This is a genomic window from Edaphobacter bradus (genome assembly GCF_025685645.1).
GTDB lineage: Bacteria > Acidobacteriota > Terriglobia > Terriglobales > Acidobacteriaceae > Edaphobacter > Edaphobacter bradus.
On the sequence record NZ_JAGSYF010000001.1, the window covers coordinates 543,349 to 568,485 of the forward strand.

At 60.6% G+C, this 25,137-nt stretch carries 19 protein-coding genes; 7 read left to right on the plus strand and 12 right to left on the minus strand.

Annotation, left to right across the window (positions count from 1 at the left end; translation table 11 throughout):
- Positions 1–66: 66 nt before the first annotated feature.
- The 3 genes from OHL16_RS02265 (at position 67) to tdh (ending at position 4,434) form a co-directional block, all read left to right on the plus strand.
- A complete protein-coding gene (locus OHL16_RS02265) occupies positions 67–2,637 on the plus strand; it encodes an AMP-binding protein (protein ID WP_263365448.1) in 2,571 nt (856 codons plus the stop codon).
- A 22-nt stretch (positions 2,638–2,659) separates the two neighbouring features.
- Positions 2,660–3,310: a phosphoribosyltransferase gene (locus OHL16_RS02270; protein WP_263365449.1), complete on the plus strand. Its 651-nt coding sequence runs from the start codon at positions 2,660–2,662 to the stop codon at positions 3,308–3,310.
- 89 nt (positions 3,311–3,399) lie between these two features.
- Positions 3,400–4,434 carry an L-threonine 3-dehydrogenase gene (tdh, locus tag OHL16_RS02275; RefSeq protein ID WP_263365450.1) on the plus strand — a complete coding sequence of 345 codons (1,035 nt, stop codon included), beginning with the start codon at positions 3,400–3,402 and terminating at the stop codon, positions 4,432–4,434.
- Positions 4,435–4,523: 89 nt separating this feature from the next.
- Here tdh and OHL16_RS02280 read toward each other — a convergent pair whose 3' ends face one another.
- The gene (locus OHL16_RS02280; RefSeq protein WP_263365451.1) at positions 4,524–5,594 is read right to left on the minus strand and encodes a glycosyl hydrolase family 28-related protein; all 1,071 of its coding nucleotides are present in this window, start codon (positions 5,592–5,594) and stop codon (positions 4,524–4,526) included.
- A 1,083-nt stretch (positions 5,595–6,677) separates the two neighbouring features.
- Between OHL16_RS02280 and OHL16_RS02285 the strand changes: the two genes are divergently transcribed.
- On the plus strand, positions 6,678–7,433 hold the full coding sequence (locus tag OHL16_RS02285) for a TIGR00266 family protein (protein WP_263365452.1): 756 nt from the start codon (positions 6,678–6,680) through the stop codon (positions 7,431–7,433).
- Between the two features lie 5 nt (positions 7,434–7,438).
- Here the strand turns inward: OHL16_RS02285 and OHL16_RS02290 are convergent, their stop codons facing one another.
- Positions 7,439–8,251 carry an ABC transporter ATP-binding protein gene (locus OHL16_RS02290; RefSeq protein WP_263365453.1) on the minus strand — a complete coding sequence of 271 codons (813 nt, stop codon included), beginning with the start codon at positions 8,249–8,251 and terminating at the stop codon, positions 7,439–7,441.
- Between the two features lie 83 nt (positions 8,252–8,334).
- On the opposite strand from OHL16_RS02290, the gene OHL16_RS02295 reads away from it, so the two are divergent.
- The gene (locus OHL16_RS02295; RefSeq protein ID WP_263365454.1) at positions 8,335–8,763 is read left to right on the plus strand and encodes a MauE/DoxX family redox-associated membrane protein; all 429 of its coding nucleotides are present in this window, start codon (positions 8,335–8,337) and stop codon (positions 8,761–8,763) included.
- Positions 8,764–8,779: 16 nt separating this feature from the next.
- Here the strand turns inward: OHL16_RS02295 and cydB are convergent, their stop codons facing one another.
- The 10 genes from cydB to OHL16_RS02345 all read right to left on the minus strand — a co-directional run bounded on the left by cydB (position 8,780) and on the right by OHL16_RS02345 (position 19,452).
- Entirely contained in the window at positions 8,780–9,829 is a 1,050-nt protein-coding gene (gene cydB / locus OHL16_RS02300) for a cytochrome d ubiquinol oxidase subunit II (protein WP_263365455.1), read from the minus strand.
- An 11-nt stretch (positions 9,830–9,840) separates the two neighbouring features.
- The gene (locus OHL16_RS02305) at positions 9,841–11,202 is read right to left on the minus strand and encodes a cytochrome ubiquinol oxidase subunit I (RefSeq protein WP_263365456.1); all 1,362 of its coding nucleotides are present in this window, start codon (positions 11,200–11,202) and stop codon (positions 9,841–9,843) included.
- A 193-nt stretch (positions 11,203–11,395) separates the two neighbouring features.
- Positions 11,396–12,013: a GNAT family N-acetyltransferase gene (locus tag OHL16_RS02310; RefSeq protein WP_263366214.1), complete on the minus strand. Its 618-nt coding sequence runs from the start codon at positions 12,011–12,013 to the stop codon at positions 11,396–11,398.
- A gap of 10 nt (positions 12,014–12,023) precedes the next feature.
- Positions 12,024–13,496, minus strand: a complete 1,473-nt coding sequence (gene argH, locus OHL16_RS02315; RefSeq protein WP_263366215.1) for an argininosuccinate lyase — start codon at positions 13,494–13,496, stop codon at positions 12,024–12,026.
- A gap of 5 nt (positions 13,497–13,501) precedes the next feature.
- Positions 13,502–14,725: an argininosuccinate synthase gene (locus OHL16_RS02320; RefSeq protein WP_263365457.1), complete on the minus strand. Its 1,224-nt coding sequence runs from the start codon at positions 14,723–14,725 to the stop codon at positions 13,502–13,504.
- Positions 14,726–14,769: 44 nt separating this feature from the next.
- Positions 14,770–15,876, minus strand: a complete 1,107-nt coding sequence (argF, locus tag OHL16_RS02325; RefSeq protein WP_263365458.1) for an ornithine carbamoyltransferase — start codon at positions 15,874–15,876, stop codon at positions 14,770–14,772.
- Entirely contained in the window at positions 15,869–17,119 is a 1,251-nt protein-coding gene (locus OHL16_RS02330) for an aspartate aminotransferase family protein (protein WP_263365459.1), read from the minus strand. The genes argF and OHL16_RS02330 overlap by 8 nt, the downstream gene beginning before the upstream one ends.
- The gene (argB, locus tag OHL16_RS02335; protein WP_263365460.1) at positions 17,116–17,898 is read right to left on the minus strand and encodes an acetylglutamate kinase; all 783 of its coding nucleotides are present in this window, start codon (positions 17,896–17,898) and stop codon (positions 17,116–17,118) included. Before argB ends, OHL16_RS02330 begins: the two co-directional genes overlap by 4 nt.
- Positions 17,895–18,956: an N-acetyl-gamma-glutamyl-phosphate reductase gene (gene argC, locus OHL16_RS02340; protein ID WP_263366216.1), complete on the minus strand. Its 1,062-nt coding sequence runs from the start codon at positions 18,954–18,956 to the stop codon at positions 17,895–17,897. The genes argB and argC overlap by 4 nt, the downstream gene beginning before the upstream one ends.
- Before the next feature lie 55 nt (positions 18,957–19,011).
- On the minus strand, positions 19,012–19,452 hold the full coding sequence (locus tag OHL16_RS02345; protein ID WP_263365461.1) for an arginine repressor: 441 nt from the start codon (positions 19,450–19,452) through the stop codon (positions 19,012–19,014).
- A gap of 261 nt (positions 19,453–19,713) precedes the next feature.
- Here OHL16_RS02345 and OHL16_RS02350 point away from each other — a divergent pair, with 261 nt between their 5' ends.
- On the plus strand, positions 19,714–24,171 hold the full coding sequence (locus tag OHL16_RS02350) for a glutamate synthase-related protein (protein ID WP_449506056.1): 4,458 nt from the start codon (positions 19,714–19,716) through the stop codon (positions 24,169–24,171).
- A gap of 254 nt (positions 24,172–24,425) precedes the next feature.
- A complete protein-coding gene (locus tag OHL16_RS02355) occupies positions 24,426–25,043 on the plus strand; it encodes a TetR/AcrR family transcriptional regulator (RefSeq protein ID WP_263365463.1) in 618 nt (205 codons plus the stop codon).
- The last annotated feature ends 94 nt before the right edge of the window (positions 25,044–25,137 follow it).

The window sequence follows — 25,137 nt, forward strand, 5'->3', positions numbered from 1 at the left end:
ATGTACAGCGTCGAGTCACTTTCTGGGCCGGAGGTAGTTGGTCGCCGTAGTATAAGCAAATAACGCATGCGGCCCCACATTGCCAGCCTTGTTGACGATTGGCGCGCCAGCGGTTCTCAGACGGCCGTCGTCCGCTACTCTGGCAATCGCGCGACAAGAACAAGCTACCGCCAGCTCCTCGACCTCGCGGAACGATTCGCCACCGAACTCGACCGCCGCACGATAGGCAGCGGTGAGCGAGTCGTCCTCTGGGGACAAAACTCCGCCGAGTGGATCGCTGTGTTCTTCGGCTGCATCCTGCGCGGAGTCATCGTCGTCCCACTCGATGCAGCCGGCTCACCTGAGTTCGCCCAGCGAGTCATCGCCGAAACAAATCCAAGCCTCATCACCGGCGACACTGATCTACTCAGACAACTCATCACCAGTTCGCCAACGCTCAGCCTCGAAGGCCTCGCCTCCAACATCCCGCCAAAACCCCTCCCGCCCACTACCGCCGTAATCCTTACCCGCGAAACCCCATTGCAGATCGTCTTCACCTCTGGCACAACCTCCGAACCTAAGGGAGTCGTCCACACCCACGGCAACGTCCTCGCCAGCGTTGAGCCCATCGAGAGCGAGATCGCAAAATACCGCCGCTACGAGCGCCCATTCCATCCGCTCCGCTTCCTGCATACGCTTCCGCTCAGCCACGTCTTCGGTCAGTTCATGGGACTCTGGCTACCGCCGCTGCTCGCCGCGGGAGTGCACTTCGAATCACGCCTCGAGGCCGAGCGTCTCATCCGTGCCATCCAGCGCGAGCGCATCAGCGTCCTCGCCGCCGTCCCACGCATGCTGGAACTCCTGCGTGCGCACCTGCTTCTGCTGCAGCCCGACCTGGACCAGCAACTCACCTCCTCACAAGACCTTCCCATCTGGAAGCGCCTCCTGCGCTTCCGCAGAGTTCACCGCCTCTTCGGTTGGAAGTTCTGGGCCTGCATCTGCGGCGGAGCCTCGCTCCCACCCGACCTCGAGCGTTTCTGGAGCACCCTCGGCTTCGCCGTCATTCAGGGCTACGGCATGACTGAGACCACCGCGCTCATCACGCTCAACCACCCCTTCAAGATCGGCAAGGGCACCCTCGGCAAGCCTCTCCCCGGCCGCGAGGTTCGCATCGGCTCCGACGGCGAGGTCTCTGTCCGCGGTGAGGTGGTCGCCACCTCCACGTGGCAGCAAGGCGCCATCCAGCAGCGCAGTGACCCGTGGCTCGCCACCGGCGACCTCGCCTCTCTCGATGAAGAGGGCCAGCTCCGTTTCGTCGGCCGAAAAAGCGAGACCATCGTCACCCCCGCAGGCCTCAACATCCATCCCGAAGACCTTGAGACGGCACTCCTCCGCCAGCCGCAGATCTCTGCCTGCGCCGTAGTGCCCGCGGCACAGCAACCCGTAGCGGTCCTCGTCGTCCCCCAGGGCCACGCCGCAGCCGAACAGGCCGTAGCCTCTGCCAACCGCGATCTCGCCGACTTTCAACGAATCCGCCACTGGTATCTCTGGCCAGCCGCCGATCTCCCCCGCACCTCCACCGGCAAGGTTCGCCGCAGAGCCGTCGCAGACTGGACTGCCCGCCAGATCGCCTCACAGACTTCGCTCACCGAAAACCCAACAACAGCCGATCCACTCCTCGCTCTCGTCGCCTCCATTGCCTCCGCTCCAGCCACAAAGACAGACGACACCGCCACGCTCGCCGAAGACCTCCACCTCGACAGCCTCGGCCGCCTGCAGCTCCAAACCGCCATTGAGCAGCGCTTCGGCATCGCCCTCAGCGACGAAGCATTCCTTAGCATCGAAACTCTCGGCCAGCTCCGCGCTGCAACAACCGTACCCTCAACTCCGCAAATCCAGGAAGCAATCGCCACAGGCGCCACACCAAAACCATCTCAGATCCCGCAGCCCCCACAGCCCAGCGAATTCCTCTACCCACGCTGGCCCTGGTCGCGCGCCATCGCCGCCATCCGCATCCTCTTTCTCGAACTAATCATCCGGCCGCTGGTCTGGCTACTCCTCAATCCCGGTGTTGAGCGTCCGCAAACCGCAAGCCTCCCCACGCAACCAATGCTGTTGATCTCTAACCACGTCACATTCTTCGACGCTGCGCTCGTCCTTTATGGCCTCCCGCTCAAAATTCGTCAACGCGTAGCGATCGCTGCAGCGGGCGAGATGCTCGAAGACTGGCGTCATGCGCGCAACCAGCCGCACTGGTGGCAGAACGTCCTCGCCCCGCTGCAATACCTGGCCCTCACCGCGCTCTTCAACATCTTCCCTATACCGCGTCAGGCCGGCTTTCGCCGCAGCTTCGCGCACATGGGCGAAGCCCTCGACTGTGGTTACCATGTCCTGATCTTTCCTGAAGGTCGTCAATCCCTCAACGCAACCCTGCTACCATTCCGCTCCGGCATCGGCCTGCTCGCGTACGAATCCAACACCGCCGTCCTTCCCATAGCCATTAAAGGTCTCGACGACCTCGTCTCCCGCAAACGCCGCTGGTTCCACGCCGGTCTCAACACCGTTCGCATCGGAGCGCCCATTCGCCTCGACCCTTCACTCAGCGCCGAAGAGGCCACAGTGGCACTTCACGAGATCATGCAAAAGCTGCTCCAATAGCTGCGTAGCCGAGAGGGAAGCGATGCTCTTCGAAGATCGCAGAGACGCCGGCCGCCAGTTAGCCCACAAGCTCGCGCACCTCCGTGGCCAGCCCAACACGCTCCTCCTCGCGCTCCCACGTGGCGGTGTCCCCGTAGCCTATGAGGTCGCCCGCGAACTCAACCTTCCCCTCGACATCTTTCTCGTCCGCAAACTCGGGGCTCCCGGCCACGAAGAACTCGCCATGGGCGCGCTCACTGGTGACGGAACCTGCGTCTTCAATCACGACGTCATTCACGAGCTCAACATCCCCGCCTCCGCAATCGACGAGGCCATCGAGCGCGAGCGTCTTGAACTCCAGCGCCGCGAGCAGCAATACCGCGCCGGCCAGCCTCCTCGCGCCATCGAAGGCAAAACCGTCGTCCTCATCGACGACGGCCTTGCCACCGGAGCCACCATGCGCGCCGCCGTCCGCGCTCTTCGACCCGTCGCGAGTCAGGTCATCATCGCCGTCCCTGTCGCCGCAGCGTCCACTTGCGACGATCTCCGGAGCGAAGGCAACCAGGTTCTCTGCATCCATACCCCCGAGCCCTTCGCTGCCGTCGGCCTCTTCTACCAGGACTTTCGCCAGACCACCGACGACGAGGTCCGCACCCTCCTCGCCCAATCCTGCCAGCCGCCGCATTCGAACTAAAGATCCGTCAGCCGTATTGCAGATAAAATAACTAACGGCTCGCGCGAAATGCTGATCTCGACACCGCGCAAGCCGGAAAGGCACTCCCCTTGAAGGCACTTGTAAAAAGCCGCACCGAGCGCGGCCTCTGGCTCGAGGACGTACCCGAGCCCGAAATCGGAATCAACGACGTCAAAATCCGTGTCCTCTACACCGGCATCTGCGGCACCGACCTCCACATCTACGACTGGGACGCCTGGGCCCGCTCCACCATCCGCCAGGGCCTCGTCATCGGCCACGAGTTCGTCGGTGAGGTAGTAGCCTTCGGCTCCAACGTCACCGATCTCGCCATCGGCCAGCTCGTCAGCGGAGAAGGCCACGTCGTCTGCGGACGCTGCCGCAACTGCCTCGCCGGCCGCCGCCACCTCTGCGCCCACACTCTCGGCGTCGGAGTCAACCGCGACGGTGCCTTCGCCGAGTACATCGTCATCCCTGTCACAAACATCTGGAGCCACGCCCCCGGCATCAACCTCGAGATCGCCGCCATCTTCGACCCCCTCGGCAACGCCGTCCACACCGCGCTCGCCTTCCCCGTCCTCGGCGAAGACGTCCTCACCACCGGAGCCGGCCCCATCGGCATCATGGCCGCTGCCGTCGCCCGCCACGCCGGCGCGCGCTTCGTCGTAATCTCCGACCCTAACCAGTACCGCCGCGACCTCGCCACCAAAGTCGGCGTCACCCTCGCCGTCGATCCCCGCGCCACCCCGCTCAAAGAGATCCAGAAGCAACTCAACATGCAGGAAGGCTTCGACGTCGGCCTCGAGATGTCCGGCAACCCCGCCGCCTTCCGCGAGATGCTCGCCAACATGAGCCACGGCGCCAAGATCGCCATGCTCGGCATCCCCTCCGAAGACATCTCCATCAACTGGAACCAGGTCGTCTTCAACCAGCTCACCATCCGCGGAATCTACGGCCGCGAGATGTACGAGACCTGGTACAAGATGACGGTCATGCTACAAAGTGGCCTCGACATCTCCGGAGTCATCACCCACCGCCTGAACTGGCGCGACTACGAAGCGGGCTTCGACGCCATGCGCTCCGGAAACTCTGGCAAAGTCATCCTGGACTGGCGCGACGTAGCCTGAAGTCCGGCACTCAGATAGACCCAATGGTCGGGCGCCCCATCCTTCGCGCACTTTGGCGAACGGTGGGCGCCTCCATGTTTTTGCACGGGTCACTTGCGGGAGGTGCCATTGACACTCGTCATCATCGCGCTGTCGGTGCAACTTGCGCTCGGCTGCTCTTGTCCCAGGTGAAGTACTGATCCCGCACACGACGAAGCGTTAAGCTCCGGGTTGGAGAACCCTCCAGCCTGGCCGGTGGCATCGATCATCACTTCAGAATCAAGCAGCCCCCGAGCAAAGTTGAAAGGGGATACCGTATACCCATGATCGTTATAGATTTGAACGTTCCTGATCTGCCAATTCCAGGCCGGAGCTTTTATATCGATGGCCTTGCAGTTCTGGCATTTTCCCGTTTCGACATAAACCTGATCCAACTCAATATGGCGCAGTGCCCCAACACCTGTATCGGAGAGAAACGTCCCGCCGTCAGAAATGTTTGCATAGGCATCCCGGATAGCGATCGTGTAGTTCGATTCCGTTGCGCCCTGATCGAAGACCACCGCTTTCCCGGAGCCGGAAAACGCGCTCCGAGCGCCATTAACGCTCAGCTTCGTCATCGAAGTCGGAGCGGGGACTGCAACCGCATACGGAGATTTCAACCCCGGCGTATTCGCTGCCGACAAATATAGCAGGCCTAGATTCCCCGGACCCTGACTCTCGAATTGGCAATCCTTGAAGTCGGTCTGTTCGTACCCGTAGAGCGCCACGTCATAGGCGCCAAAGCTCAGAAAGAAGTCGTTGTCGAAGATGTGAGCGATCGCAAACGCGGCGTCTGTGGCGCCCACGCGCGCGCCCAGCACGTTCACCACGGGAGCCATGTCAACAAAACCGCTATACCCTCCAACAAAACCAAGATCCGACACCTGGTTGTAACCGGAGCCCGAGAGATCTATACCTGTCGTCTGCGCTCCGATGGTCGTGGCTCCGGGATTCGTTACATCAATGGCATAAAGCATCGTCGCACCGTAGCCTTCTCCGTAGATCTTGATGGAGTTGTTTGTCCAGTTCAGGCCATGATGCAGATATTTGCCGGGAGGGATGTAGAGCGACTTCCCGGATCTTACGGCAGCCGCATAGGCGTTCTGCAACGCGCGCGTATCGTCATGTGCCCAAATGATCATCGCGCTGGAAGTGTTCGTCGCCGCAGGTCTCGAAAGAACAATATGTTTTGAGTCGATGAAGGTCGCAATAGAAGCTGTTAGTGTCGCGCGAGACGGGCCCGTACGCTGAACGTAGATCTCTTTGCCAACATCTGTAGCCTTGAAACTCTCTCCGGAGCAGGAAAGCATCGTTGAATCAGCCGTGGTAGAGCATCCACCGCTGGAAGCCAGGTCGCCATAAGCGCCATAGCACGACCTCGCATCCACCGCTCCTGCCTGATTGCATACAAGACTTGCCGCGAAGGCGCCAGTGACGTTGAGGCTTGTTCCCGCTGGTTGCGTAACCGTCTGACTTCCGGATGGAGATTGCAGCACCTGGCCGCTTTGCGGGCATGCGCTCTTGCCGAGAAGCAACACACAGAAAAAGAAGCAACCCAACCTAAGATAAGTCTTCGAGACTTTCACGTCGAAGCGCCAGTGGCATAAGGTTCGATACCGGAAGACGACTGGAAAGGCCATCACTAATGATAATTAGGGCATTCGCACGTTAATATGAGGCGCCAAATCCCGACTTGCCCGAAATGGATCCAAAGCCACCGGATTATGGGTACCCGCCATTGCAGCGCTCGCACTAGAGGAGCGCGTGGCCGCCGAATCCGATGCGGCTGCACGATATGAAGACGCAATCGCGTTTGCCAAAGCGACATGGCCTTGCAAAAAACATCCCATGAATTGCAAGAAAGCAAGTTCAGACAAATAGAACTTTCTCTGGCTCACGAGGTGACACAAGCGCACCTGATTTCCACACGCCAGTCTTGACACCCCTGATAACCTTAAATCAGGAGCAACCTTAGAAGCCCGGCGACCAGCCGGGCTTTTTGCTTCTACAATGAATGCACGAAAAGTGCGCGAGGAGGTTAGGAATTAAGCCATTTGCTTGGAAGACTTTGCACGCCACCGTGCCCGATTTCCTTGACTTTTAAGATTTGGCAATGGAATTGCGCGCGAAGTCCAGACCTAAAGTATCTACTTTGAATACTTTGCGCAGAAAGATAGAGTGGGGGAGTCCACGCTATACTGCCTTCGTCGCACTAAGGGGAGAACATGCAACATCGCATCGTCGGCACCACCATGCCCGTCCTTGAGTTTGCCCTCGACCACAACGACGCCATCATCTCCGAGGCCGGCGAACTCTCCTGGATGAGCCAGTCCATCCAGATGACCACCCACACCCAGCACGCCGGCGGCGGAGGCTTCCTCGGAGCCCTCAAGCGGGTCGCCGGCGGAGGCTCGCTCTTCATGACCGAGTACCGAGCCTACGGAGCACCCGGCGAGGTCGCCTTCGCCACCCGCGTCCCCGGCCACATCGTCCCGGTCGAAGTCGCACAGGGGCACGAGTACCTCGTCCACCGCCACGGCTTCCTCTGCGCCACCGCAGACATCGAGCTCGGCCTCGGCTTCCAGCAGTCCCTCGGCGCGGGTATCTTCGGCGGCGACGGCTTTCGCCTCCAGAAAATCTCCGGGCAGGGGATGGCCTGGCTCGAACTCTCCGGCGAAGTCATCGTCAAAGACCTCGCCCCCGGCGAGACCCTCCGCGTCCATCCCGGCCACGTCGGAGCCTTCCACGCCAACGTCACATTTCAGATTCAGCGCGTCCCCGGCATCCGCAACATGATCTTCGGCGGCGACGGCATCTTCCTCGCCGCACTCACCGGCCCAGGTCGCGTCTGGCTCCAGACCCTTCCCATCCAGCGACTCGCCCATCAACTCCAGGAGTACCTGAAGGTTGAGCGCGTCGAGCAAAATACTGAAGCCGGAGTCGTAGGCGGCATCGTAGGCTCCATCCTCAAGGGTATGTAGCCCCGCTACCAGGCGTGATGGAAGCCGTCTCTGTGAGTCAGTTGAACCTCAGTTGCGAAGAGATCACTCAGCCGCGAAGCAGTCAGCAACTCGGACTTGGGGCCGTCGGCAACGATGCGCCCCTCCTTCATCATCAGGATGCGGTCGATCTCAGGGATGATGTCGGAGACGTGATGCGTGATAAGCAGGATGCCGGTTCCTTGTCGCGCAAGGCTCCGGAGCAGATCGCGAAGATCTTGCTGCGCTGCAAGGTCGAGTGCGTTCGAAGGCTCGTCAAGCAACAGCATCTGCCGGTCGCTCCCAAAGGCACTCGATGAGCCGACAAGGGCGCGGCCGATCATGATGCGGCGCTGCTGCCCGGCGGACATCTGGCCGACCGGCTTGTCGCGCAGCGGAACGGCATCGATAAGCTCAAGCACCTCGTCGGCGCGTGCCTGCATCGCGTCGGTGACCGTAAGGTTGGGCCAGAGCGTGGAACTGGAGAAGAATCCAGTAAGAACGGCGTCACGCCCGGTAGTAGCTAAGGTGTGACGGCCCGGCAGCTCCGGAGAGACGACGCCGAGCCGCTTCTTCAGCTCGGTGAGATCCCAGCGCTCGCGGCCGAAGATGCTCACTCTCGTCTCAGACTGGACGATCGGATAACACTCGCAGGTGATGGTTTTGATGAGAGTCGACTTGCCGCAGCCGTTAGGGCCGAGGATGGCGATATGCTCGCCGGCGTTGACCGAGAGGTTGATGTCATGCAGAACGATGTTGTCGCCTCGGGTAACGTTGACGTTGGAGAGATGCAGAAACGGAGCAGAAGACAGAGAGGCCATAGAGAGAGGATAGCGTGACGTTGAACAACAGTTTCTGTGTAGCGTCGCAGAGTGAGAGCACGTCTAACCTGCAGGAGATGAGGATGCCATTCGAGAGGGAGAACAGCGACCAGAGGCTCGCTTATGCGTTACTGCGCGCCGTGGCAGGCATGAATCTGTTGATGCACGGACTGAGCCGATGGATTGCGGGGCCAGCCGTGTTTGCCGGAAAGCTGATGGAGCAGTTCGCGAAGACTCCGCTGCCCGAGTGGAGCGTTCGCGCGTTTGGGCTGATTCTGCCTACCGTCGAGGCACTGCTCGGCCTGCTGCTGTTGATTGGCCTGCGTACGCGGGCGGCACTGGTCGGTGCGAGCCTGCTGATCCTCGTGCTGACGTTCGGTTCGGCGCTGGCGCGGGACTGGAACGCAGCGGGGATCCAACTTTTTTACGCGTTGGTCTTCTCCGCGCTGCTCTTTCTGCGCCGCCAGAACAGCTGGTCGCTCGATTCGTTCGTCGAGCAGAAGAGTGAGTGAGGAACGCCGGTTCCCTCTAGTGGCCGCCGTATCCCTGTGCGTGCTCCGGCACCTTGCCCCGGAACAGCCAGTACACAATCGCCGTATACGTCAGCGCCAGGAGGATTCCGAACGTCCACCACACCAGCCCCACGTGAAGCGTATGTTCCCCTGAGAGAGCGCGCGCGATCGTGATGTCCTTGCCCTCGCCACCAACTGCAGGAAGCAGCACCGGATACAGCCCTGCCGCGGCTCCTGCCATCATCGCCGCGAGATAGGCGCTCGATCCTATGAACGCACGAAACTCCCAGTGCTTCGTTATCGATATTGCAACCATCGCCAGACCGGCGATCACAACGAGAGGCGCCAACCATGCCAGTCCATGCTCGCGATAGTTGTTCAACGAATCTGGCCGCGCCACGACCGTCGCTGGAACACTCAGCAGCGTGATGATTCCGACGACAGGCAACAGAAGCTTCGCCCATCGCTTCGCGTTGCGGTTTAGCTCACCCTCCGCCTTCAGAGCCAGGTACAGAAGGCCATGCAGCGCGAGAGCAAGTAACGCCAGCACGCCACCGAGCACGGTATACCAGTCCAGAATTCCCGGATGCGGACCGGTCCTCCAGTCCGTCCATAGAGGCAGGAAGAAGGAATCGTCGGCGCCGAGAGGCACTCCGCGCACAACGTTCGCCAGGGCTGCTCCGTAGAAGATGGCGAGCAGCGCACTGGAAAGGAAGAAGGTTCCGTCGCAGAAGGTCCTGATGACATTGTCATGCGCATGCCCTCGCAACTCGATGCTCAGCCCCCGCAGCATCAGCAGCCAGAGCACCATCGTCAGCGGCAGATAGAACCCGCTGAACGACGAGGCGTACAAGAGGGGAAAGGAGAAGAAGAGTGTGCCGCCGCCTGCGATCAGCCACACCTCGTTGCCGTCCCACACCGGCCCGATCGCGTGCATTGCCTTCTGCTTGTCCTGCTCGGTCCGCGCTACCAGTGGATACACGATTCCCACCCCGAGGTCGAAGCCGTCGAGCACCACGTACACCGTCAGCATTCCAGCCACAATCCAGAACCACAGTGCTCCCATCGATTCTCCTTTCAGGCAGTCGTTAGCGTATGTCCATCCGAGCTGGTGTCAGTCGCTGGAGCCTTCGGGCCCTTCTGGATCGCCGTGTACACCATCACGATCCAGAGGATCGACAGCACCGAGTACATTCCCAGAAATCCGAGCAGAGTAAATAGACTTGTTCCCGCTCCCACGTGCTTCGAGTACCCCTCCGACGTCCGCATCAGCCCGTATACCAGCCAGGGCTGGCGGCCAAGCTCAGCGGTCATCCAGCCTGCGGTGTTGGCGATGTAGGGCAGCGGAAAACTCAGCAGAATAGGCCACAGCATCCATCGCGCGGTATAAAGTCTCCCCTTCCACAGCAAGGCTGCAGCCACGACCATCAGCGCAACGAAATAGGTCCCCAGTCCCGCCATGATGTGGTAGCTGTAGAACAAGAGTGGCAGGGCAGAGGGCCACCGATCGACAGGGAACTGGTCCAGTCCCTTTACCTCCGCCGCAGTCGTGCCGTAGATCAGGAAGCTCAGAACATTGTTGACGGCCAATGGATTGTCGATCCGCTGCCGCTCGATATCGGGTTGTCCCATCAGAACAATCGGCGCGCCTTTCACTGTGTGGAACAGACCCTCCATGCCAGCGATGGCCGCGGGCTGATGCTTCGCCATGTACTTGCCATGCAGATCGCCTGTCGGGAAGATCTGCGCGACGCAGGAGGCAACGCCTGCGATGACACCCACCTTGACGAAGATGCGGCCGTACTCGACGTTGTGACCCTGCAGCAGGTACAGCGCGCCGGTCGCGGCCATCACGAAGGCTCCTGTAATGACAGCGCCCGACATGTTATGCGCGTACTGGATCCACGCCCACGGATTCATCACCAGACCCCAGAAGCTCGATACCTCGAAGGTGCCGTTCGGCAGCAACCGGTACGCCACGGGATGCTGCATCCAGGCGTCCGTCACGATAATGAAGAAGCCCGAGATCCATGAGCCAAGAAACACCATCACCGCCGCGCCCAGGTGCGCCAGCCGCGAGAGGCGTTTCTCTCCGAACAGCAGCAGCCCGAGGAACGCCGACTCGAGGAAGAATGAGAAGACCCCCTCCATCGCCAGCGGCTGCCCAATCACTCCACCGGTTCGCCGCGAGAACTCCGACCAGTTCGTGCCGAACTGAAACTCCATCGGAATCCCGGTGACCACGCCAATGACAAAGTTCAAGGCGAATATCCGCGCCCAGAACCGCGCCGAGTCGTCATACCGCTCATCGTGCGCGCGAAGAGCCATGATCTTCAGCACCACAATCAGCAGCGCCAGCCCCATCGTCAATTGCGGGAAGAGATAGTGATAGGTGATCGTGAAGGCGAAGTGAATCCGATGAAGCGTCAACGCGTCCATCCAACATCTCCTGACTACGAGTATGCGCTGTGGGCGAACTAAAGTCTCAGATCTGTCGTGATTTAGGATCGATAACCGGCTGGAAAGGCGCCTCTTGTTCTAACATCGGACAAAAGGCGCCTTCATGACGCTCTGCTTGGCATCAAGTCTTGTTAAGGCCTGATTGTGGGTGATTGCAAGTCAGGATCGAACATTATTTTCTGTGCTCATCGGCAGGCGGAACAGGCGCGGCCGCGATTGAGCCTGCCTGCAGCTTCACCAGTTCGGGCCTGGGAAACTTGCTTGGGCCGAGGACCGCAATCTTGGGGACTGGCCCGCGGGCCATAGCGACCTCATCGCACGCGTACAGCCGAGGGCAGGTCTGGCAGTCTTTGTAGATCTTGTCGGGCAGCGTTGTCCGATCGACGACGCGAAAGCCGAAATGGAAGAAGAAGTCCGGGATGCGTGTGAAGAGGCAGACGCAGGTGACACCCTGCTCCTCGGCTTCCTCGATCAGCGCACGCAGCACCCTACCGCCCGCTCCCTGTCCCTTGGCTTCGGGCTTGACGACGATGGAGCGAACTTCGGCTAGGTGCGGTCCATACAGATGCAGCGCGCCGCAACCCAGAAAGACGCCGCTCTCACTCTCTGCGATGGTAAAGTCACGGACGTTCTCGCATATCTCAGCGTAGCTCCGGCGCAGCAGCGTACCGTCGCTTGAGAGCGAGTTGACCAGCTCGAAGATGTTCACCGCATCAGGCAGCCTAGCCTTGCGAACCGTGGCCCCGCCCACACGCGGCCGCGAGGATGAGGTCGATTCGCTTACAGGCATCAGGGAAGAGTTAGACACTGACAGTACGCTCCACCGGTAGTTTCGCAGACTTTTTAGATGCAAGCACGGCTGCGTCGGACACAACGCGTCGGGAGGCATCTTCGATGGCACTCTTGACGCGACTGCGCGCCGTGCCGCCGATAACGTCGTGGCAGTCCAGCGTGGCTTCCAACGTAACGGCGTCGAAGAAGTCCGCTTCGAACTCATCGCCGAAGCCGCGCAGCTCATCGAGCGTCAGTTCGTTGAGTTCGCGGCCAGACTCAAGCCCCAGACGCACGGCCTGGCCGATCTTCTCGTGCGCCTTGCGGAAGGGAACTCCCTTGTGCGTCAGGTAAGTGGCGGCAGCCATGGCGTTCAGGTAGCCCTTCTGAGCGGCAGCGTTCATCGCGTCGAGGCGGAAGCGCAGAGCCTGCGTAAAGTCGGGCAGAACCGCGAGGATGCCGCTGATCGTATCGGCGGCGTCGAAAACCGGTTCCTGGCCCTCCTGTAGGTCCTTGTTGTAGGCAAGCGGGAGTCCCTTGAGGATCGTGGCCAGCGTGATCGCTGTGCCCTGCAGACGACCCGATTTGCCGCGGATCAACTCCGTCAAATCGGGGTTCTTCTTCTGCGGCATGGCGCTCGAGCCCGTCGAGAAGCGCTCGGGCAGATCGAGGAAGCCGAACTCTGCCGTCGAGTGGAGCGTCAGCTCTTCGGCGAAGCGCGAGATGTGCAGTCCGAGCGTCGCCAGTGCCTGGGTAAACTCGATGGCGAAGTCGCGATCGCTGGTCGCGTCCATGCTGTTTGGCGTGGGCGCTTCGAAGCTGAGGGCCTCAGCCGCAATATTGCGATCAAGAGCCAGCGTCGCTCCGGCAATCGCTCCTGAGCCGAGCGGGCAGAGATTCATGCGCTTGCGGCAATCCAGCAGGCGGCTGAAGTCTCGCTCGAGCATTGAAACGTACGCCAGTAGCCAGTGCGCGACCAGCACCGGCTCGGCCCGTTGCAGATGCGTGTAGGAAGGCATCACAGAATTGTCCGCAACGCGCGCTTGCTCGATCAGCGCCTTGCGCCATTCGATCAAGCCGCCAAGCGTTTCGTCGATGGCGTCGCGCACAAAGAGGCGCATGTCGGTCGCAATCTGCTCGTTGCGGCTGCGTCCAGTGTGCAGCTTCAGAGCGAGATCGCCGATGAGCTTCGTGAGCGTGAGCTCGACGAAGTGGTGGATATCTTCGGCCTGTGGGTTGAGAGCCACAATAGCGGCGTCAGTAGAGAGAGCCTCGCCGGCAGTGGACCTTGCTGCCTCTGTCGCAGATGGAATCACTCTGTCGAGGCCGTCGAGCATCGCAGCAAGCTCGGCGTCACTCAGGATGCCCGCCGCGGCGATCATGCGCGCGTGCGCCTTCGAGGCGGCTACCTCCTGGGGGAGGAGCCGCACATCGAAGGGAAACGAACGCTGCCAGGCCTCAAAGCGAGGGTCGAGCGGTTCGCGGAACCGCCCGGACCACATCTTGCTCACTTGGCAAGCTCCTTGTGCTTCGCCTTCTGCCCAAGCACCTGGGCGCGGACGCGCGCGGGGAGGCCGAGGATTTTGATGAAGCCCTCGGCGTCCTTCTGGTCGTAGCTCGCGCCCATCGTGAAGGACGAGAGGTCGGCCGAGTATAGCGAGACGTCGCTCGTGCGGCTGACAACGGAGATGTTGCCTTTGTAGAGAGCCAGCTTCACCGAGCCAGTGACGTTCTCTTCTGTCTTGGCGAAGAACGCGTCGAGAGCGTCGCGGAGCGGCGTGAACCAGAGACCGAAGTAAACAAGCTCGGCGTACTTGAGGGCGAGGGACTCCTTGAAGTGCTCCGTCTCGCGGTCGAGTGTCAATGCCTCGAGCTGGCGCAGCGCCTCGAGGATGAGCGTGCCGCCCGGAGTCTCATACGCTCCGCGCGACTTCATGCCGACGAAGCGGTTCTCAACGATGTCGATGCGGCCAATCGCGTTGCGTCCGCCGATCTCGTTGAGCAGTTCGACAAGCTGCACCGGGGGCAGCTTCTGGCCATCGACCGAGACCGGAACTCCCGCCTCGAAGCCGATCTCGACGAATTCCTCGCGGTCGGGAGCGTCCTGTGGGGACTTGCTCATGCGCCACGTCGTCGGATCGACGGGCTTGTCCGTGCCCTCGAGCTCGCCGCCCTCGTGCGAGACGTGCCATAGGTTGCGGTCACGCGAGTGAATCTTGGTGCGGCTCGCCTCGACCGGGATGCCATGCGCCTCCGCATAGTCCAGGCAATCCTCGCGCGACTTCAGCGTCCACTCACGCCACGGAGCGATTACCTTCAGGTGGGGAGCAAGCGCCTGAAACGCATGCTCGAAGCGGACCTGGTCGTTGCCCTTGCCGGTGCAGCCGTGTGCGAGCGCCGTTGCTCCCTCAGCGAGCGCGACCTCGACCTGGTGCTTGGCGATCACCGGCCGAGCGATCGAGGTGCCGAGCAGGTACTTGTGCTCATACACAGCGCCAGCGCGGACAGTGGGGAAGACATATTCGCGAAGGAACTCCTCGCGCAGGTCCTTGACGATCGCCTTCTTCGCGCCAGTGGCATAGGCCTTGGCGACGACGGCGTCGATGTCCTCGCCCTGTCCAACATCTGCGATGAAGGCGATGACGTCGTAGCCATAGTTCTCGTTGAGCCATGGAATGATGATCGAGGTATCGAGTCCACCGGAGTATGCAAGTACAACTTTCTCTGCCATAATCAATCCTTTTCTTTGTTAGAAGCCAAAATCGTTAAGGTAGCTCAGGCGAGTGACGGACGCTTCTTCGCCTGGGTCCCGCGCTTGCTGTTAGAGATTCGCTTTGCGCCGCCGAGCAGCATCAACAGCAGAGCCTTCTGTGCATGCAAACGGTTCTCCGCTTGATCGAAGACCACCGACTGCGCGCCATCAAGAACAGCATCGGTGACTTCGGCGTTGCGGTGAGCCGGAAGGCAGTGCATGAAGACCGCATCAGGCTGAGCGTGCGCCATCAACGCCTCGTTGACCTGATACGGCTTAAATATCGGAGCGCGTTTGGTTGCCTCGTGCTCGAAGCCCATGCTGGTGCAGACGTCCGTATAGACAGCGTCCGCGCCAGTCACGGCCTTGATCGGATCGTGCAGAAGGGTGATGCTGCCGCCCGTCTGCTCAGCGATCTCGATCGCCTTGTGGATGATCTCGAGTTTGGGCGCGAAGCCCTTCGGCGAAGCCACGGTGCAGTGAGCGCCAAGCTGCGCTGCCGTCAGCATCAATGAGTGGCAGACATTGTTGCCGTCGCCCACATAGGCGAAACGCAGCCCTTCAGCCGAGCCGAAGCGTTCCTCTAGGGTGAAGAAGTCGGCGATTGCCTGACAGGGATGCTCGAAGTCCGACAGGGCATTGATCACGGGAACCTGCGAGCATGCCGCCATCTCCGTGATGGTCTCGTGAGAGTACGTGCGCAGTACGATGACGCTCATCCATCGCTCAAGGTTGCGCGCCATGTCCGACAGCGACTCGCGCTCTCCGAGAGGAGACTGCGTCTGGTCAACGAAGATAGCGTTGCCGCCGAGGGTGTTGATCGCCGCCTCAAACGTCAGACGAGTCCGAAGCGAGGCCTTCTCAAAGAACATCACCATCTGCTTGGCGTCCAGCGCGTGTCTGAAGTCTTCTGGATGGGTCTTGACGGCGTGCGCCAGCTCCATGATGGCCGCCATCTCCTGCACAGTCAGGTCGGCAATCGAGCAGAAGTCCCGGCCGTTCAGGCGCTTCGCCGCTTCGTTGAAGGCGGTGTCTGATTGAATCCCCAGAGTCGCGGTAGCCTTTCGAGGCGTCTCTTCGCCGGCGCTCTCGCCAAGCTTTGCGGTCATCACTACTGTCTTGCTACCCATGTGAGTTTTCTCCTGCTGGCGATGCGCTAGCATACGCCGTGCGAACTTTTAGAAGCTCATCGAGCGCTCGGACAGCGATCTCGACGTGCTTATGTTCAACAATGTAAGGAGGCAGAAAACGCAGAACCGTCTCGCTGGTTCTGTTGACAATGATCTTGTTCTCCATCATCTGCGCAGCGATTTTCTGCGCCAGTTCCGCCGACGATAGTTCGACGCCGATCATAAGACCCATTCCGCGTACACCCACGATGCACTCATGTCGCGAAGCCAGCTTATGAAGCTCCGCCATGAAGAAGTCGCCAACCTCGCGAATGTGCGTGAGCATATCCTCGCGCTGCATCGTGTCGAGCACAGCCGTGGCGACTGCGCAGGCAAGCGGCCCTCCACCAAAGGTAGTCCCGTGGATGCCCGGTGTAAATGCAAGTGCTGCCTCATCCGTGCACATCATCGCCCCCATGGGAATTCCGCCTGCGATGGGCTTTGCAAGGGTTGTGACGTCCGGCTGCAGGCCGTAGTGTTGGTATGCGAACCACTTTCCTGTGCGTCCGAGGCCGCTTTGAATCTCATCGGCCAGGAGAAGCGCTCCGGTGGAGTTGCAGAGCTCACGGGCTGCCGCAAAAAACTCCTGCGAGACGGGATGGATGCCGCCCTCTCCCTGGACCGGCTCGATGCAGATCGCGCATACGTCCCTGGAAAACTTCTTCCTGAGATCGTCGACGTCGTTGAAGCGGACGAACTCAACATCGGGCATCACTGGAGCAAACGGCACTCGGTACTTCTCCTTGTGTGTCGTCGCCACCGAGCCCATCGTGCGGCCATGAAAGCTGTGCTCCAGCGCAAGGAACTTCGTTCCGATGCGTTTGCCATTGTTACGGAGGCGTGTTGCGTGCGCGCGCGCCAGCTTCAGTGCGGCCTCCCATGCCTCAGTTCCGCTGTTGCAGAAGAAGACGCGGTCGAGACCGCTGATCTCGGTCAGCCGCAGAGCAAGATCAGCAGTGCCCTCGTGATAGAAGAGGTTCGAGGTATGCAGCAGCCGCTTGCTCTGATCGAGAATTGCCTTCTCGATCGCTGGATGACTGTATCCGAGCGCCGAAACGCCGATGCCGCTCAACAGGTCAAGGTACTCCTGTCCATTTTCATCCTGAAGGTACACTCCCTTACCACTCACGAAGAGGTAGGGGTTACGTTCGTAGGTGTGAAGAAGCAGCTTCTTCTCCGCTGCCTGAATCGATGCAAGCTTCATGCGACCATGACCTCCGTTCCATCGTTGACGCGCGTCGAGCAGAGGTCTGGCAGTTGCGGCGCAGATCCTGCAGGAAGAATGCGAACTCGTTTGACTCCGCACATTAGCGCGTCGCGGCATGCCTTCAGCTTCGGCAGCATCCCACCGGAGATGACCTGCTCCTTCTCGAGAGCCGGGATCTGCGCGAGAGTCAGCCACCGCATGACGCTTCCGTCAGCGCCTTTGACTCCAGGAACATCCGTCAGGAAGACCAGTGTATCGGCCTTGGTGCTGACAGCACATGCCGCGGCCATCTCGTCGGCGTTGATGTTGTAGTACTCTCCGTCGAAACCCAGCGCGATCGAAGAGATGACGGGCACGGCATTCATCTTCCAGATTGCCTCCAGCCACCGCGGATCAGCCGCCGCGATCTCGCCGACAAAGCCGAGATCGGGGGTCGTCTTCTTCTTCCTTGCGCGGAAAACGTGGCCATCTCCGCCGGAGAGTCCGACGGCAGCCTGCCCGTGCGAGCCAATTGCTGCGACCAGCGATTTATTAACGCGGCCCGCGAGGACCATCAGGGCCGCGTCGCGGGTCTCCGCGTCCGTGATTCGCAACCCCGAGACAAACTCGCTCTTCTTTCCGAGTTGCGCGAGCGTGCGCGTCAACTGAACTCCACCGCCGTGCACGACAGCCACCTGGTTGCCATCGGCCACAAGATCGGCGATTGCCTTTCCGCACGCGTGAAGCAGAGCAGCATCCTCAATGGCTGCACCGCCTAGCTTGACAACAAATATCACAGCAAGCCCTCCTGCTCTCTCCATCCGCACATAAGGTTCAGGTTCTGCACTGCCTGGCCGGCAGCGCCCTTCAATAAGTTGTCCAGGCAGGAGACGACGACCAATCGTCTGCCATCGCTGGAGAGTTCAAAGCCGACGTCGCAGAAGTTTGTACGTACGACATATTGAATCTGCGGCAGCCGTGGCGACGAATGGAGCCTGACGAGAGGGCTGTGCTGATAAAAGGTACGGAACACGGTGTTGATCTCAGCCGCCTCGGTCTTCTGCTTGAGACGCACGTAGATCGTGGAAAGTATCCCGCGCGGTATGGGCAGAAGGTGCGGCGTGAACTGGATCTGTTCAGAACTCAAATGAAGCTGTTCGAGCAACTCTCCCGTGTGACGATGACCGAAGACTGCATATGCGGAGAGATTGTCTGCGGCATACATGAAATGTGTCTTCGAGGTTGGAGCCTTACCGGCCCCACTCACGCCAGACTTCGAATCGCAGACGATGCCGCATTCCAAATCAATCAGTCCGGCCTGCACCAGCGGGGCCAACCCGAGGATGATCGAGGTGGAATAGCAACCCGGGTTCGCCACCAGGCGAGCGGTCTTAATCGCATCACGATGCAGTTCAGGGCAGCCGTAAACGGCCTCGGCCTGCAGCTTTTCGGCCACAATCGGATCTTTGTCGTGCAGCTTGTATACGGCGCGGTTGGATGACTCGTGCAGCCGCCATGCTCCACTCAGGTCGATGACCTTCAGACCGCGCGCAAGAGCCTCCGGCGCCCATTCACGCGACTGCTCGTGCGGCGTCGCCATAAACAGAACTTCAATCCCAGCATCGGCGACGTGGTCCCAGTTGAACGGATGAACCTTGCAGAACGCATCTTGCCCCCCCGCTGCCAGCGACGGATGGATGTCTTCGAGATAGGTCAACGTTGCTGATTCGCCTTCGCGGCCGAAGAAGGTCGGAGCCGTTTCTGTGAGACCCGGATGGCGCAGAAGAAGGCGCGCCAGTTCGCCACCGGAATAGCCGCTGACGCCTGCAACTGCAACTCGAGGAGGCCGTGACACTTGAGCATCCGGCGGATGGCCCTTGCGAGATTCCTTTGCTTCGATTGTGTCTGTATTAGCCAATGTACCCTTCAATCCGCTCCTTCAGTAGGTTCGCCTTATCTGGATCCGGGCAGATCACGAGCACGGTGTCGTCCCCGGCAATTGTGCCGACCACCTCGGGCCAGTCCTCGTAGTCAATCCCCGCGGCAATCGGCTGCGCGCCGCCAGTCGTCGTAATCACGACAAGAAGATTCATCGACTGGCGCACTTCAAGGCCAAAGTTCTTGAGAACGTCGCGAATCTCCGGCATTGCATCATCCGAATCCCCCTCTTCGCTCGGGAGTGAATACCCATTCGGTCCCTTCGACAATCTCAATTCATGTATATCCCTGGACAAGGTTGCTTGTGTAACATGGAACCCACGACCCGCAAGCTTTCGGCGCAACTCATCCTGACTGGCGATTGCTGTTTTGACCAGCAGTTCTCTGATGACGTTATGGCGTTGTTGTTTCATGAGTGTGTTTTATCCAGTAAATCGTTAAACGTCCAATAGAGACGCTGACATCGGAAGAGTCAAAGTCTATGTATAAATATACATGAGATATGTATAATTATGCATAGCGCGTTCGTCAATCCTTACGGTCGCCATCACAAGGAAGGTGTATCTGGCAGGTACTCCCGGCTGCTGGACGTATAGTTAAACATGGAACGGTCTCCTAACGTTTTTCCGCCCATCGGCGCAGCTACGCGTGTCTCGTCAAAGGCTCCATCTTCTTTGATTGATGAACGCTTTGACCACGACTCCTGCGGTGTGGGATTTGTGGCCTCGATTGAGGCGGTGCCGACACACAAGATTCTAGAGCAGGCACTGACTGCCCTGGGGCGGCTCGCCCACCGTGGTGCGACTGCGGCCGACGGAAAGAGCAGCGATGGCGTTGGTGTGCTTACGGCGGTTCCGCGGGCTCTATTGGCAAAGGAAGCGAACCTCGCAATCGATGAGAAGCAGCTGCTGGGTGTGGGCATGCTCTTCATCCCGAAGGAAGAGACGCGTGCGGAGGCTTTGCTGGAGCGCTGTCTGATCTCTCAGGATTTAAAGGTGCTCTCCTGGCGCGATGTTCCTGTACGCACCGAGTATCTCGGTGAGATGGCACATGCGACGATGCCGAATATCCGTCAGGTTCTGGTGGTCGACGCGGAGAGTGCGGAGCCCGGCACGATGGAACGCCGGCTCTACCTGGCGCGCAAGCAGTTTGAGCGGTCGCACGAGCGTGGAGATGTGACTGGCTACGTCTGCTCGATGTCGACACAGACCCTCGTTTACAAGGCAATGTGCACCGGCGAGTTTCTCGCCAACTTTTATCCCGACCTCGCGTCGGCAGGGTTCGTAACGCCCTTCGCGGTGTTTCATCAGCGCTACGCGACCAACACTCTGCCAACCTGGCATCGCGCGCAGCCCGGCAGAACGCTTGGGCACAATGGCGAGATCAATACAGTCTGGGGCAACCGCGCCCGCATGGAGGCGCGTGACTCCACGCTGCCGGTCGAGTGCAAGCCCGTGCTGACGCACGGAGGCACGGACTCCACCAGCCTCGATGAGGCGATCGAGCTGCTGTCGCAGAACGGAAGGACGCTCGCCGAAGCGATTCGGATGCTGCTGCCTCCTGCTTCATCGGGGCCGCACGCATCTCCCTTCCTGCGCTACCACTCCGATTGCGCCGAACCGTGGGATGGCCCTGCGGCGATTGCCTTCAGCAACGGCAAGCTCATCGGCGCCGTGCTCGACCGCAATGGCCTGCGTCCTTGCCGCTTTGCGGTGACGAGGGGCGGACTGGTCGTAGCTGGATCGGAGGCTGGACTCGTCGATCTCGACCCCGAAGAGGTGACGCACAGCGGCCGGCTCGGGCCAGGCCAGATGCTCGTGGTCGATCTGGAGCAACACAAGATCTACGAGGACGAGGCGCTTCACGAGCTCTTCGATGCAGGCGCGACCTACGCCAAGCTGGTTGAGGACACACCGCTCACTCCTGCTCCTGTGGAAGCCGCGAGCGATGCCGTTGCCCTGGCGGCTCTGCAGCGTGGTTTCGGATACACACGCGAAGACGTGAAGATGATCCTGCAGCCCATGGCAACTGAAGGCAAGGACGCTGTCTGGTCGATGGGCGACGATACCCCACTGGCCTTTCTGGCTCGTTCGCCGCGGCCGGTCTATGCCTACTTCAGACAGCGATTCGCTCAGGTGACCAATCCGCCAATCGACTCCCTGCGCGAATCCTGCGTGGTGTCGTTGCACACGCGCCTCGGCCCCTGGCCTCACATGCTGGACAAGAACGCTCCGCTGCCCGGAGTCTCGCTGCCATCGCCATTCCTGTCGCTGGGACAGGTGGAGGCCCTCCGGCGCCGCGAGTATCCGCACGAGGCTGAGTTGCACCTTGAAGAACTGCACTGCGTCTTCAAGCCGGAGACTTCGCTGACACAGGCACTCGATGACATCTGCATGCAGACGATCGAGCTAGTGCGCAACGGTGCCAGAATCCTTCTGCTGACGGACCGCTCCGCGAGCAGCGAGAAGTTGCCGGTTCCGATGGCAATGGCGACGGGCGCGGTTCACCAGGCCCTTGTGGCGGCCGGCCTGCGTACGCTCGCCGGGCTTGCGGTTGAGGCAGGCGACTGCCGCGATATTCATCACGCTGCAGTGCTGATCGGCTATGGAGCTGGCGCAGTCTGCCCGTGGCTGGCACTTGAGACGGGTAAGGGCCTTGCTCCTGCTGATGCAGACCCGGTTGCGTGCGAGAGCAAGATGCTGAAGTCGCTCAACGCTGGCCTGGCCAAGGTGATGTCGAAGATGGGCATCTCGGTGGTCGACAGTTATCGTGGCGCGCATCTCTTTGACATTCTCGGTCTGCATTCGAGTGTTGTTGAGCGGTGCTTCCCCGAAACCCCGGCGCCGTTGTCGGGCATCGGCTTCGCCGAGGTGGAGCGTCAACTACGGCACGCATGGCAGCCGACCGAGGCCGGTGAAGCGGCCACGACAGATCTGCCGGACTACGGATGGGTTCGCTTCCGCAAGGCCGATGTCTCGGAGCCTCACGCCTGGCAGCCGCCGACGGTCAAGGCGCTGCAGTCGGTGGTTGGCAGCGCGCGCAACGTTCCGCAGCCGGCCGATCCTGCGGGTGCGTTCGCAATCTTCACCCGCGATATGATCGCGCGCGATCCGTCGGTTCTGCGCGATCTTCTCGAGATTCGCCCTGCGGGGCCTGAGCTTGCCTTGAGCGATGTTGAATCGCCTTCGAGCCTTTGCAAGCGCTTCGTCGCCAGCGCGATGTCGCTGGGCTCACTGAGCCCGGAGGCACATCAGACCATTACGGCTGCGATGAACATGCTCGGCGCGCGTTCGAACACGGGCGAGGGCGGTGAGGACTCGGCTGTGTATCGGGTCCATTCCGTCGATGCAGCCAAGCCCGGACCCTCCGATGACCTGAGCTTTGGGGCGAGCGCCAAGGCAGGGGCTGCGGTTGCGGAACCTGTTGTAGAGGCTCCGGCGGTGCATGTCTCGCTTAACAACAAGATTAAGCAGATTGCCTCAGGTCGCTTCGGTGTGACCGCGGAGTATCTGGCACATGCCGAGGAGATCGAGATCAAGGTGGCGCAGGGAGCCAAGCCCGGCGAGGGCGGACAGCTTCCAGGCCACAAGGTGAGCGGCCTCATTGCGCGGCTTCGTCACGCGCAGCCCGGTGTCTCGCTGATCTCGCCTCCGCCGCACCACGATATCTACTCGATCGAAGACCTGGCGCAGTTGATCTACGACCTCAAGCGCGTCAACCCAAAGGCGGCAGTCGGTGTGAAGCTGGTCTCCGGCTGTGGTGTCGGCACGGTTGCGGCGGGCGTGGCCAAGGCCTATGCGGACTACGTCGTGATCGCTGGAAACACCGGCGGCACAGGCGCGGCGGCGCTTTCGAGCATCAAGTACGCCGGCAATCCGTGGGAGCTTGGACTCGCCGAGGCGCAGCAGGTCCTGATCCAGAACGGCATGCGCGGGCGGGTTCGTCTGCGCACCGATGGCGGCCTGGCGACGGCTCGCGATGTGTTGATCGCTGCGCTCCTCGGCGCCGACGAGTACGCCTTCGGCACGGCAGTGCTGGTTGTGCTGGGCTGTGACATGGCCCGGCAGTGCCACCTGAACACTTGTCCGACGGGAATTGCGACGCAGAAGCCTGAGCTGCGGGCCAAGTTCCGCGGCAAACCGGAGCATGTCGTCCGGTTCTTTGAGCAGCTCTCGGCCGATCTGCAACATCTGCTCGCCCGCTACGGCCTGCCTTCGATTGAGGCGGCGGTGGGGCGCTCGGACCTGCTCGAGCAGGTGCGGTTCGACGGCAACCTCGACCTGCAGCCGATGCTGGCGCAGATCGAAGGCGATCGCCGGTGGATGGGGGGCCGCAACGACCAGCCTGTCGCCGGGCCTCCGCTGGACGAGCAGTGGGTTGCACCGGCCATTGAGGCCGCCGAGAACGGCGCATCGTACGTAATTACCTCGACGATCGCGAACCGAGACCGTTCCGTGGGGACGCGGCTGGCAGGAGAGATCGCTCTGCGCAGGGCACAGACCGATCTCCCGGCGGACGTGACGTTCAACTTGAGCGGCGTCGCTGGACAGTCCTTTGGCGCCTTCATGGTCGAAGGGATGAAGCTCGTGCTCGACGGGCAGGCCAACGACTTTGTCGGCAAGGGACTTTCTGGGGGCGAGATTGTGATTCGTCCCTGCGGCCTTGCAGCGAAGGACAGCGGGCAGCACGTAATCCTGGGTAATGTTGCGCTCTATGGCGCGACGTCCGGCCAGCTCTTTGCTGCGGGACGGGCTGGCGAGCGGTTTGCTGTTCGTAACTCTGGGGCAACGGCGATCGTTGAGGGTGTTGGCGACCACGGCTGCGAGTACATGACAGGCGGTGTCGCGGTGATTCTGGGTAAGACCGGAATCAACTTTGGCGCTGGCATGACTGGCGGACTCGCCTGGGTGTATGACGCCGATGGAAGTCTCATTTCGGACAAGAAGTATCATGACGATTTTCTTGATGCAGAAAACTTTAGCAGCGTTGATGCAGAGTCGCAGGCGAGCCTGAAGGCTCTGATTGAGTCGCACGTAGCGCGCTCGGACAGCAGCCTTGGCAAGGCGATGCTGGCTAACTGGCCAGCAAGTGCTCAGGCATTTGTTCGGCTGACCCCGAAGCCTCAAGCCTGATCCCAACCATGTGGCTGTTTATGTAGGATCGCCCCTGGGATCTTTCCAGGGGTATCTTTTTGGTGTGAGGAGTTCCCAGAGATGCCGGGGAGGTTGTTGGAGACCGCCGGAGGAGATGCCACAAGCGTATAAAGATGCAGAAGAAGTGAATAGCAATTCATTCTTGGCAAAGCCGGGTCGTTTCATTAGAGTGGCGTGGCTGGAGATTTTACGGAGACTTCCGATTTGCGGGGCCCGAACTGAAGCGAACAACGATGACAACGGTGGCAAAAGACGCAAAGGTGCCGGCGACCGGGCCGGGGAGCGAGAAGTATCAGCGCATCCTGGATGCGGCGGTGGACGTGATCGCCGAGCGAGGGTACTTTAACTCGCCGGTGAGTGCGATCGCCAAGCGGGCAGGAGTGGCCGACGGAACCATCTATCTCTACTTCAAGAGCAAGGACGATGTGTTGCGGACCGCCATCGATGCGACGTTCGACCGCTTTCACAGGCAGGTTGACGAGCAGTTCAAGACGCTGACAGGGCCGAGAGAGCAGTTGGAGTACATCGCGCAGGTGCACCTGGAGAGCCATTCGCTGAACCGGAACATGGCGATCCTGATGCAGACGGAGATCCGGCAGAGCGCGAAGTTCATCGCCGAGTTTTCGCACCATCATCTGGTGCGGTACATCCAACTGGTACGTGAAGTGGTGAGGAGGGGGCAGCAGGACGGAATCTTCCGGCGCGACGTTTCCGACGGCGTGGTGGCGCACTGCATGTTTGGAGCAATCGATGAGCTGCTGAGCTCAGCGGTATTTACAGGGCGGGTCTATGATTCGAAGGCAACGGCGGCGCAGGTGATCGATGTGCTGCTAAACGGGATTGGTGTTTAGGGAGTTGCCTGGCCTCCTTCAGAGGTCGTGTTACTTCGAGCAAAATTCAGAGACTCTCCTCTGCGGCGGCAAAGCGTTGCCTCCGTCGAGATGA

What these genes read in the sequence shown, in the direction of transcription:
- OHL16_RS02265 (WP_263365448.1), top strand. Translation starts at nt 67, where the DNA reads ATGCGGCCCCACATTGCCAGCCTTGTTGACGATTGGCGCGCCAGCGGT.
- OHL16_RS02270 (WP_263365449.1), top strand. Translation starts at nt 2,660, where the DNA reads ATGCTCTTCGAAGATCGCAGAGACGCCGGCCGCCAGTTAGCCCACAAG.
- OHL16_RS02280 (WP_263365451.1), bottom strand. Translation starts at nt 5,594, where the DNA reads ATGATCATTTGGGCACATGACGATACGCGCGCGTTGCAGAACGCCTAT.
- OHL16_RS02285 (WP_263365452.1), top strand. Translation starts at nt 6,678, where the DNA reads ATGCAACATCGCATCGTCGGCACCACCATGCCCGTCCTTGAGTTTGCC.
- OHL16_RS02290 (WP_263365453.1), bottom strand. Translation starts at nt 8,251, where the DNA reads ATGGCCTCTCTGTCTTCTGCTCCGTTTCTGCATCTCTCCAACGTCAAC.
- OHL16_RS02295 (WP_263365454.1), top strand. Translation starts at nt 8,335, where the DNA reads ATGCCATTCGAGAGGGAGAACAGCGACCAGAGGCTCGCTTATGCGTTA.
- cydB (WP_263365455.1), bottom strand. Translation starts at nt 9,829, where the DNA reads ATGGGAGCACTGTGGTTCTGGATTGTGGCTGGAATGCTGACGGTGTAC.
- OHL16_RS02305 (WP_263365456.1), bottom strand. Translation starts at nt 11,202, where the DNA reads ATGGACGCGTTGACGCTTCATCGGATTCACTTCGCCTTCACGATCACC.
- OHL16_RS02310 (WP_263366214.1), bottom strand. Translation starts at nt 12,013, where the DNA reads ATGCCTGTAAGCGAATCGACCTCATCCTCGCGGCCGCGTGTGGGCGGG.
- argH (WP_263366215.1), bottom strand. Translation starts at nt 13,496, where the DNA reads ATGTGGTCCGGGCGGTTCCGCGAACCGCTCGACCCTCGCTTTGAGGCC.
- OHL16_RS02320 (WP_263365457.1), bottom strand. Translation starts at nt 14,725, where the DNA reads ATGGCAGAGAAAGTTGTACTTGCATACTCCGGTGGACTCGATACCTCG.
- argF (WP_263365458.1), bottom strand. Translation starts at nt 15,876, where the DNA reads ATGGGTAGCAAGACAGTAGTGATGACCGCAAAGCTTGGCGAGAGCGCC.
- OHL16_RS02330 (WP_263365459.1), bottom strand. Translation starts at nt 17,119, where the DNA reads ATGAAGCTTGCATCGATTCAGGCAGCGGAGAAGAAGCTGCTTCTTCAC.
- OHL16_RS02345 (WP_263365461.1), bottom strand. Translation starts at nt 19,452, where the DNA reads ATGAAACAACAACGCCATAACGTCATCAGAGAACTGCTGGTCAAAACA.
- OHL16_RS02355 (WP_263365463.1), top strand. Translation starts at nt 24,426, where the DNA reads ATGACAACGGTGGCAAAAGACGCAAAGGTGCCGGCGACCGGGCCGGGG.